General features: G+C 45.9%; 9 protein-coding genes and 1 pseudogene. 2 read left to right on the top strand and 8 right to left on the bottom strand.

The genetic code is table 11. The features are described from left to right. Positions 1–1,059: 1,059 nt before the first annotated feature. A pseudogene (locus Q6A92_RS17045) lies at positions 1,060–1,251 on the bottom strand (IS1634 family transposase); the annotation flags it as partial. Positions 1,252–1,366: 115 nt separating this feature from the next. Continuing rightward, entirely contained in the window at positions 1,367–2,359 is a 993-nt protein-coding gene (locus tag Q6A92_RS17040; protein ID WP_274399887.1) for an AEC family transporter, read from the bottom strand. Between the two features lie 367 nt (positions 2,360–2,726). On the opposite strand from Q6A92_RS17040, the gene Q6A92_RS17035 reads away from it, so the two are divergent. After that, the gene (locus tag Q6A92_RS17035; RefSeq protein ID WP_274399885.1) at positions 2,727–3,374 is read left to right on the top strand and encodes a histidine phosphatase family protein; all 648 of its coding nucleotides are present in this window, start codon (positions 2,727–2,729) and stop codon (positions 3,372–3,374) included. A gap of 221 nt (positions 3,375–3,595) precedes the next feature. Here Q6A92_RS17035 and Q6A92_RS17030 read toward each other — a convergent pair whose 3' ends face one another. From Q6A92_RS17030 to Q6A92_RS17005, 6 genes are read right to left on the bottom strand one after another with little or no spacing between them, the layout of a single operon-like run. Continuing rightward, complete coding sequence (locus Q6A92_RS17030) at positions 3,596–3,994, bottom strand: PTS glucitol/sorbitol transporter subunit IIA (RefSeq protein ID WP_274399883.1); 399 nt, start codon at positions 3,992–3,994, stop codon at positions 3,596–3,598. A 60-nt stretch (positions 3,995–4,054) separates the two neighbouring features. Next, positions 4,055–5,074 (bottom strand): PTS glucitol/sorbitol transporter subunit IIB, encoded by a 1,020-nt coding sequence (srlE, locus tag Q6A92_RS17025; protein WP_274399882.1) that lies wholly within the window; start codon positions 5,072–5,074, stop codon positions 4,055–4,057. Between the two features lie 17 nt (positions 5,075–5,091). Then, positions 5,092–5,640 carry a PTS glucitol/sorbitol transporter subunit IIC gene (gene srlA, locus Q6A92_RS17020; protein WP_274399881.1) on the bottom strand — a complete coding sequence of 183 codons (549 nt, stop codon included), beginning with the start codon at positions 5,638–5,640 and terminating at the stop codon, positions 5,092–5,094. Positions 5,641–5,646: 6 nt separating this feature from the next. Continuing rightward, the gene (locus Q6A92_RS17015; RefSeq protein WP_274399879.1) at positions 5,647–6,120 is read right to left on the bottom strand and encodes a transcriptional regulator GutM; all 474 of its coding nucleotides are present in this window, start codon (positions 6,118–6,120) and stop codon (positions 5,647–5,649) included. A 20-nt stretch (positions 6,121–6,140) separates the two neighbouring features. After that, positions 6,141–8,048, bottom strand: coding sequence for a BglG family transcription antiterminator (locus Q6A92_RS17010; protein WP_332238824.1), 1,908 nt, complete (start codon positions 8,046–8,048; stop codon positions 6,141–6,143). A gap of 48 nt (positions 8,049–8,096) precedes the next feature. Continuing rightward, positions 8,097–8,900 (bottom strand): SDR family oxidoreductase, encoded by an 804-nt coding sequence (locus Q6A92_RS17005; RefSeq protein ID WP_274399877.1) that lies wholly within the window; start codon positions 8,898–8,900, stop codon positions 8,097–8,099. A 1,313-nt stretch (positions 8,901–10,213) separates the two neighbouring features. On the opposite strand from Q6A92_RS17005, the gene Q6A92_RS17000 reads away from it, so the two are divergent. Next, positions 10,214–10,339 carry a hypothetical protein gene (locus Q6A92_RS17000; protein ID WP_332238823.1) on the top strand — a complete coding sequence of 42 codons (126 nt, stop codon included), beginning with the start codon at positions 10,214–10,216 and terminating at the stop codon, positions 10,337–10,339. The last annotated feature ends 181 nt before the right edge of the window (positions 10,340–10,520 follow it).

The following is a 10,520-nucleotide window of genomic DNA, read 5'->3' as shown; positions in this document are numbered from 1 at the left end:
TTTTCGGGCGATAACTCGCCGTTTCAGGGCGATTAGCAAATTTTTCGGGGGATAAACTCCTAGCAGGGCGATACTCCGCCGAAATAGGGTGATTCGAAGCCATTTTAGGGCGATCGCTCGCTGTTTCAGGGCGATTAGCAAATTTTTCAGGGCGATAAACTCCTAGCGGGGCGATACTCCCCCGGAATAGGGCGATTCGAGGCCATTTTAAGGCGATCGCTCGCTGTTTCAGGGCGATTAGCAAATTTTTCGGGGCAGGATTCTCGGACCGATACTGGCCGGCGGCCCGGCTGTATGAATCGGATTTCTGTCCATGATCAATCGTCAGTAGCTGTTTATCGGTCTAATTACACCCGGTTTATCAATCGTCGGCCCGATCCCGCGGCACTTAATCTATCAAATCGTTATGGAAGTCTGATCACGGAAACACTCTCCGTCTGTCGAGAGATTGACGTGCTCAGGAAACGTGATCCTTATTTGACGGCACAGCAGGAAAATGAGCGAGAAGGATACTCATTTTAAATAATGAACATAAGCCCGTCGGCTTCATTCAATCAAGTCTATAAAAGCAATGCTGCGGGAAATTATTTTATCCATTAACCAGTGAATCGACCAGCCGTTTGTCATTTCGGGGGACTGTACCTGTAAAAAGAGAAAATTTTTTTACAGACAAACAATAGGAGGATAAACACCTGGGGGATGAATCGGCCGCAATGCGGTTCCGGCCCCTCCGCTGTTTCATTTACCGCTCATCTAATCGGCTGGCGATGCGGCTGCCCGCCCATTTTGACGATACCGCTGCTTTTCAGCCGGGCTTCAATGGCATCAAACCCGACCTTTTATAGAAAAAACCGCCTGCCTGCTGAAGAAGCCAGCGAACAGACGGGCCATTTAAATTTAATTGGCGGATCGGGCAGAGCAGCCATTTTTCATCATTTCAAAAAAAGTGCTGCCGACAAAAAGCTGAATCCAATGATCCGCCGCGCATTCGTTTCTGCCGGTTTATAAGCGAGGTTCTCCGTCCGGCCTTTTTTTTTCACTGTCCTCAGTGCTTCTTTGCGAGAGATACCGCGAAATACTGTCGACCAGCCGTCTGAGCGCATCCAGATCCACCTGGTCTTCACGCCCAAAAGAATAGATCACCTTCGCCTTGGCGTATTTGGTCACGGGATCCCACTCATTATGTGCCAGCTGCAGGTAAGCCACTTCACTGCCATCCTTATTTTTTCGGCAAACTCTTCTCAGATACATGCCCATATTATAGTCAAATTGTTAAATTTTATCAATCCAGAGGACTTATGAACATATGCCTATCCCGTAGATGGCCGGCACAGAAATCATGATCGTCGGGACGTTTCTCAGCCGCTCACAGGAAATTGAGCAGAACGGTCAGAGACAGAATGCTGAAAACGGTTGTCATCAGTGTGCAGCTTGAAACAAATTGCGGTCTTGCATCGAACTGAATGGCATATAACGTTGTGTTGGCTGCGCTCGGCATCGCAGACATCACGACAATGACATTTCTCAGCAGACTGCTCATCGGGAACAGCAGACAAACACCATAGGCAATGGCCGGCGAGAGAATCAGGCGGATCAGGGTTACCCAGCCGATCCGTCCCCATTTCATTTTCCGGATTGTCACATTGGCCAGCTGCATGCCCAGTATAATCATGATCACGGGAATCGTCGCATTGCCGACCAGCTCAATGCTTGTGAAAATATTTGTCGGAATGCGGACATGAAACTGCTGCAGCAAAATAGCGGGGATAATCACATAGTTTGCCGGCTGGCTCAGGACCGTCTTTACCGACATCCTGACGCCGCCGCGTCCGTTCGCCGCAATATAAACACCGACAATCCCCATCAGAATCGCATGAATGATCATCAGCGGCATGCCGTAAGCCAGGCTCTGTTTTCCAAACGCAAATAAGATAATCGGAATGCCGTAATTTCCGCTGTTCGGGAAAATGGTCGATAGCAGAAACGCATTTTCATCCTTCTTATCCAGATGCAGAAACCTGCCGGCCGCCATTCCGAGGATGATCAGCAGAACCATAATCAGCACCGACGCGGCAGTAATATAGAAGAAGCTGAGGTTTAAAGGCGTTGTGTAAAATGTCTGAAAAACAAGGAACGGCAGCAGAAGATAAACTGCGAGCGTCGAAATCGGTTTCAGATCAAGCAAGAAAATTCTCTGCAAAATAAACCCGCTGACAAAAATGAGAAACACCGGCATAATGACTTCAAAGAATATAAGAATACGGCTTCCCTCCATTGACACATCATCGGCCGGATCGCATGATCCCGGCGCACCGATCCCTTGATTTAAAGCTCCGGTTCGAATACTCCCAAAATTCATCCTTTATGTATGCTGAAAAGATGATTGATCCCGTCGTAAACTTCTATAGATTCATGTTTACTTTAACACACCGATCTCAATTCGTAAAAACTCATTGCCGCCGGCATGAAAGCCCGCTTTCAGGTACCGGCAGCCGGCTGCTGCTCACAGGCAACCGCCCGGCCGATCCTATTTTGAAACAGCCGGAAAATGGATGACCGGAGATCCAGGCAAAGCGCGGTCCGCTAAAAAATTTTTCTTCCGCTGCTGTCCGTCATAGAAAAATATTCAATATTTTGTTATAGTGTATGGTGCATGCTGCTCAGACGAATTGCCTGCTGCAGGCGATCACAAAACGAATCAGGACTTTTGAAGGAGTTTATCCGAGATGAAAACGATTTATTTAGTGAGGCACGGAGAAACTTATTTTAATAAAAACGGTAAAGTACAGGGATGGTGCGATTCGCTGCTTACCGAGACGGGTATCGCCCAGGCGGAACGCGTCGGTAAAATGTTCGCAGAAAATCACACCACTTTCGACGCCGCATGGATCAGCGACATGGGACGGACCCGAAAAACGGCCAACATTATTCTTTATCAATCGAAAAATCAGGCACTTAATCTGTATGAAACGCCGCTTCTTCGGGAAACTTCCTTTGGAAAATTCGAAGGCGGAAGCAGTGAAGGCATGTGGCACGAGGTCGGCCCGGTCATCGGCAGGCCGGATTTCAACGATTCTTTCCCAAGCGCCGAAAAAATCCTTGCTCTGGAAGGAATTAAGAAATTGGATACTTTAAAAATCGCTGAGAATTTCACCGATGTCAAAGTCCGGGCCCGCCGCCTGCTTGACGAGCTTAAAAACTCCGGCAGCTCCGTGATTCTGCTCGTCAGTCATTCACTGTTCATCAGCATTTTGCTGCGCGTCATCGGCGATTTCGATGCGGACCATGTCCCAAACGCAAGTATAACGAAAATCATCTATCATGAGGGCCATTTTTGCCCGGAATATATCGGGAAAGTCGAGCAATTTAAATGAACGGGCGGGTTTGTTTTTGAAAAAGGAGCCTGTGTCATCGGATATTCCCATTGTATCCAATGTCCAGGCTCTTTTTTTCTTCTATTCAATAAATACTCGGCTAACGGCGGGCAGAGACGGGGCGGACACACCCGGCACCGTCTGAGCGTACTCAAAAGTGCCGACCTCCGAAACAGCCTGAGCAGGGAAGGCTTCCTGAACAGATCAGCAAGTTCATCGTATCAGGCAGAAACTTGATGATTCTTCCCTTCCCGCTCCCATTTTCTGATTTCAATTTTTGTTCCGATGTCAATCTGCGGGACTTTTTTATTCTCAAGATATAAGGTCCCGGCCAGATCTGCCTGATTGCTTCCGTCAAACTTCATCGTGATATGTCCCAGATCAACCAGATTCTTTTGTACAAGACTGCCTACCGCCGTAATTCGATAGGCCGCATGATCGAACAGAACCCGGTCTCCCGTCCTGATTTCGCCGTCCAACGGATTCAGATCAACGCCGTAGCAGTAATCTTTGAGGCCCGCCGGTGCTTCATCTCCAAAAAGAATCAGTATTTTTTCATTGAGAAACTCTTTGGCCATCGATCCAACGCTTTTTACTTCATTTCTATAGATTGTCGTCAATATACCCGATGCCTGTCAGTGCCGGCAGACATCTTTCGCCTCCTCCATATCGCTTCCCTTTTATTTTACATAGAGTCCGAAACTGCAGACCCAGGCCAGAAAAACACGCGGGACACCAGTCAGGAAGCGGGAATAGAGGACGGATGGAACACCAACTTCGACTGTTTCCGGTTCAGCATCCGCCAATCCAAGCCCGACCGGAATAAAATCGCAGGCATTCTGTGTATTAATCGCAAACAGGGCCGGCAGGGCGAGCTGCGGCGGAACATGCCCCTGGCTGATTTCGACGCCGATCAAAGTCCCGATAATCTGCGCGATAACGGCACCGGGTCCAAGAAGCGGCGATAGAAAAGGGAGCGAGCAAACGAAGCCGATCAGCATTAAGCCCCATATATTCCCTGCAAGCGGTGACATGACCTTGGCGAACAGATTTCCAATACCTGAACCTTCAATAATACCAATAATCATTGCGACAAATGCCATGAACGGTAAAATGGTATTCAGCATCGTCTGAATGGCATCGCGCCCAGCTTGATAGAAGGTGTCGATGACCCTTCCGGCACCGAGCCCAATTTTGGTCAGCAGGCTCTGGTTCGTGTTCTCAGCTTTTGTTTCTGAAATTTTTTTATCTGTACTGTATTTATACTTCCGCTCAGACTTCTTGACGCCGGGATTCTCTTCGACCAGCCCGGAACCGTCTGCCTGATCTGCCGCTGAAATTTGATCCACGCCGACATTTGACACGTAAATATCCTCAGTAATATATCCAGCAAGAGGACCGCTTTTGCCTGTCGGCATAACATTGATTGTCGGAATGCCTTTTTTCGGATAAATGCCGCAGCGCAGGGTGCCTCCGCAGTCGATGACGACAGCCGCGATGGCATCGTCCGGTACGCTTGTCTTAAATCCATTGACAGCAGCCGCACCTGTCAATTCAACCAATTTATCGACAATTGCCGGCTTATTTCCGCCGCCGACTATATAAACGATTTTATCTTTTCCTTCTCTTGGCGTGATCACAAGCGGACCGCCAAAGCCGCCGTTCCCTTTAACAACCTTTGCAGATTTGTAGCTTCCCATTTTACCCACCCCTTTCCTCAGTCCAGCTTAACTTCTTTGTTTAATTCAACACCCTGCTGTCTCGAGACCCAGACGGTCAGATAATCCGTGATCCAGCCGCAAAAGAAATTGGCTACCAGGCCAACAAGCAGGTAGCGCAGAGCAAGCGGCGTCGTATCCAGACCAAGTTTCTGAACGCCCTGAGCAATACCGAGCCAGATAAACAATTCAGCGGCGTTTATATGGGGGAAAATTCCGTTGCTCGTATGGCAGAAATAGGCAGCCGATGCGTAGTAACTGGGTTTGTACCTCTCCGGAAGGAAACGTCCGAGGGACAGCGCCATTGGATTGGCCAGCATAAAAGCACCCAGAAAAGGAAGAACCATATAGCGAAGCAGCGGGTTTTTAGAAGATTTGACCGCCAGCCCGTTGATCCTATCCTCACCGATCAGCCGAATCAGCGCATTCATCGCCACAAGCAGCATCAGGACTACCGGTACAATGCCGGTCATCCAGGAAATAAACGTCTTTGCACCGGTTTGAAAAAGGCCTACAAATCCCTTCGCAATAAAAACCAAGATATCCATGTTCATTCATCCCTTCTGATTATTGGATCGTCCTCTGTTCATAAATAATGATCGAATACCGATCCATGCGGTGCTGAGCGGGGTACCGGCAGCTTCCTCTACCGTTCCTCCCTGAACAACGGTACGATAGTTCTTAACTGCATCATCTATCGCCAATTTCAGCAATTTGTTATATTGGCCGACTTTAAAAGCGTTAATATTCATGATGTTCTCACCGGCCAGTTCCTTAAGTGTTCGAAAACGGGCCAGTATGGTCACACCCTGCATCTTCTTTGCTTCAAGAATGTTTCCTTTAGAATCCACGGCCAGAAAGACAATCGTTCCGGATTTGAAATGTCCTTTTTTCTTCCCGATCGCTACCTTACCCTTCCGGCGCATCCGGACAAATACACCGGAAAGATGTTTGACCTGGAAATAACCGAGAAAGATCTGCAGAATAAATGCTCCGCCAATAAAAATCATCAGAATAATAAACAGCATGTGTTCTCACCTCCGAACGCTCAGTGAAATTCCATATCAAAAAATCGTTTTATTTCAGGATAAGCGGTTACCCGTGAGATCTTATCAATCCAGTCTGATCGTCTTGACAGCGCAATCATTTCATCGTACACATGAACGAGCAGATTCTCATCACTCATTTCCGGCACGCCCAGCAGAAAGATCAATCGAATAGTTTTCCGACCAACTTGTATCCTCTCCGGGAAAACACCGAGTGCGAACATAATCTCTTTTTTCCCCTTTATCATGGCATGGGGAAAAGCAATATCATTGTCGAAAATCATCTGGCTTTTCTTTTCCCGTTCAGAAATCCGATCCTTAAAATGCTCATCTACATAGCCTTTCTCCTGCAGTCTGCCAATCATCTTTTCCACATTTTCCTGATACGTGCGGTGTTCATCCAGGACAAAAAATTTATCTTCACCCAGCAGGTGGCCGATAATCGAAAAATGATCTTCATCCGTTTTTAAATGCAGATTTTTCAATTCGAAGAGTTGATTAATCTTTCTCAGCAGCCTGCGTTCATCGAATATATCAGTCACGTGAATAATCGGTGTATTCGCACTTTTTAAGAGGACAGTCGAGAAAATAATATCCAGATTCTCCAGTTCTTTTAATGACACGGTATTCGACGAGAACAATTGAATCTCAACGTGATCCGAGAGAATTTTTCGAAGCTGGACTTCAATAATTCTTGCTGTGCTCCGCCCTGTATCACAAATGATTCCGACACGCCTGATGTCCTTCAATCGTTCTTCGTGTTCCGTGACCATAATGCCGAAATAATACGCCAGATAACCCAGTTCAGCCTCTGTCGTCTTAATATGATAATTTCTGTAAATCACATCATAAGCAATTTCAGCCATTTCAAAGGCTAAAGGATACTTCCCTTTCACTTCTTCAATCAATGAATTGTGCAGTTGAACACTGAAGACAAGCCGGTTCATCATGAACATCAGATGATATCCTAATTCTCGGGTTACTTTTTCAAAGTCAAATGAGATGTTCAGCTCCTGTTTGACTTGCCTCTGTATATCACGGATCAGCTTTTTTATGCCGGCCGGAACGGGGGCAGAGGGTACATCCAGAATATTGACCGGCGATCTCCTGCCAAGAATAGGCAAAGTAATAAAGAGCCGTTCAAGCTTCGAAATCGAATATCCGCACTTCGTTTCCAGTCGGTCGGCAAAATCACCGACTTTTCGGAATTCATCAGCTCTTTCGACAGAATTGAAGGGGTTCGGGATACTTCCCCGTGACAACAAATGATGGCCGTGCATTCTCCTCAGCATAACCATGATGTAACGGCGCCACTCGGCCAGCGTTTCATCCTCAATGTGATTGCTGATTCCAAAATCGGCAATCAGTGTTTGAATCGAAGAATTCAATTCTGGCGTCCCAAAAATATTGTTTTGTAAGATATAAATCCGTTTCTTCCATTCACTTCCGTCGAGGCGAATCCCCGCATTCGGTTTTCCATTAAGCGATAGATCACAGGATTCGAAGGTGATACGCAGCCTTTTTAAATCATTCAAAAGTGTCGTTCTGCCGACATTCAGCGAATCGGCAAGCTCTTCTATTTTTAATGGTTCATGCGCTTCAATGAGCCGAACGGCTAACGCGGAATCCCGCTCCTGCGGCGTGTCGACACTATCTCGTCCCGTTTTCAGTCTATTTGTCAAAAAATCCTTATATTTGTCTGCATCATAGAAATGCAGCCAGTAATTTCCTTTTTCAAGCCGGAATTCAGCAACATTCTTCAGTTCACTGTTAAGAAAAATGATGTCGTTTCGTATCGTCCGTGTAGATACGGACAGTTTCCTGGCCACTTGTCTCAGGTTAATCTCATTATTCCATTGGCTTTCTTTCAAAATCGAAGAGAGACGATCTTTTCTTGTAATCTTGATCATGATATCCCTCCTGGTCTTTCAATGAAAACTGCGATCCGGGAATACCGGTCAGCCTCTTGATTTACCACCGGTAATATTGACCGTCGTTCCCGTTATATAGGCGGCTCTGTCCGAAAGTAAATAAGTTACGAGATTGCCGATATCATCCAGGCGTCCCGGGCGGCCAAGTGGAATGGCTTTTGAATAGTCGGTGCCAAGCTGATCAACGGTTATATTTCTCGTGTAGGCCAGTGCTTCATTATATAAATTCGTTGTCAGGCCCGTTTTTTCATTGATGCCCGGTGCTACGCCGACAACCCGGATATGATGGCTGCCCAGTTCTTTTGCCCATGAACGTGTGAACCCATTGACCGCACCTTTGGTCGCAGAATAAATACTCTGACCGTTGGAACCTTCCATGCCCGCCTCTGAGGAAATATTAACGATAACACCGGATCCTTTTCTTAAAAATTGCCGGACAACAGCCTGAGTTGTCAGAAATACTCCTTTCTGATTAACATTAACCATCAAGTCAAAGTCCCTTTCGCTGAGTTCAAATTCCGGCTTCTCACCCCGGAAGTCGACTAACAGACGCGGGAGATTAATCCCTGCGTTGTTAACAAGACCGTCTATTGTACCAAACTTCTTCATGACATGATTAACCATCTTTTCGACACTTTCTTTTTTTGTTACATCCATCTGCACGTGATAGATCCCATTGTCTCCCCGCTCTCCGGTCATCACATGAATGTCACTGACAACAACCTGCGCGCCCGCAGCTGTCAACGTCTGTGCAATGTGTTTGCCGATCCCCGATGCTCCACCTGTTACAATGATTACTTTCTGATCCAGGCCCAACCAAGATTCCGCCATCATGAACACCTTCCCTGCCTAATATTTCATCCTCTCAACATCAACAATTATAACAACGCTTACATCTTTATTTAATGCGATTTTTTTCACGGCTGTTTGAAAAATGATAAATGAATAATGATAGGAAATGAAGCTGTCCTGTCAGCAAATAGCGGAAAACCGTTAATGAATGGTTCTCCGACCTCAGAAAAGTTTTTCAATTCTTCTGTCGCTTATCTGTATGAATAAAAAATAATGAAGCAGAAAATCGAAATTTAATATGATGATTCCTCTTGCTCAACCAGAATGCCAACACCCGGCCCAAGATTTCAATAACGCATCGACGATTCAGGATAATCGTCCCGTTGTTGTTGAAAAGGAGCAGGACGTGTATGCAAAAGTCCCTTTTACTATTTTGACTATTTATATTTGTTGATTTCTCGTTGATTATAGCTTAATCAGAATATTTTCATTGAAAAACGGCCTATTATTATCTGAATAATTTATAAATATACTGTCACTATTAAATGCATCAATATCTTTTCTTCTTAGCAAGGTTTTAGATCCAAGACAGCCGCCTGGCACCGTATTTACTTCGGTTATTTTAAGCAGTAGTCAATGCGCCGTCCGTACCTTGTCCCTCTTATTTTTTACCAAATAGTTGATTTCTTTGATCCGGTTTCGCTATCATAGAAAAGGAAATTTCTTTTTGTATCGATTGCGGGCTGCCGGTAGAATTATTTAATTTTATTGGGTGCCATCCATTCTTCGTGGAGCGAATAACATCAAGAATGACATTGGATTCGAAGGATGATATCTTTGAAAAGAAAAATGAACATTATATCGTACGCCAATAAGTCAAGAACATCATGGTACATAGCAAGGGAAACCGTTATAGAATGCAAAAAATCGCATTATAAAAAAGGAGACGTCATTTCGTACAAGGGAAAAGATTACATTGTGGTTGATGATTACGATTCCTTAAACGTGACCAAGAACCCTTATCCAATCAACCCTTATCAATCTCTGCTGAAACAGTTTAAAGACTGATCGTTTAAATCATGTGAATTCTTGTAATCTGCTGTTCACAATCTATTTGGATTATTTTTAAAGGTAACTTTGGAGCGCACGCTGCAAGGGCCTTTTTTATCCATAAAGGAACGCCCGTCCGGATACGATAAGCGATTTGCATCAGGCAGTATACTGGTATACTGCCTTTTCAGAACAATTTCTTTTCTTGACGATGCTCTCCGGTCCCATTAACAGGCATTTCGGGGTTTAAATGAGACTCCGTCCGTCACCCAAAGCCGTCTCTAACAGAGGAACAGCTTACAATGACCGATAAAACAGGCATAACGACCGATAATATTGCCGCGCCGACCGATAAAACCGGTACATTGACCGATAAACTGCCCCGAACGGCCGATAAACTCGCGGCGACGGCCGATAAACTGCGTTGACCGAAAACCCGGGGGCCGATCATTAAATCCACTGTGCCGACCGAAAACCTGGATTCGGCGACCGATTAAACCGGTACGTTGACCGATAAACTGCCCCGAACGGTCGATAAACTCGCGGCGACGGCCGATAAACTGCGTTGACCGAAAACCCGGGGGCCGATCATTAAATCCACTGTGCCGA

The sequence above is a fragment of the Sporolactobacillus sp. KGMB 08714 genome, assembly GCF_036598985.1.
Taxonomy (GTDB): domain Bacteria; phylum Bacillota; class Bacilli; order Bacillales; family Sporolactobacillaceae; genus Sporolactobacillus.
Note: the sequence above shows the minus strand (reverse complement) of the source record. Positions and strands in the feature narration are given on the sequence as shown.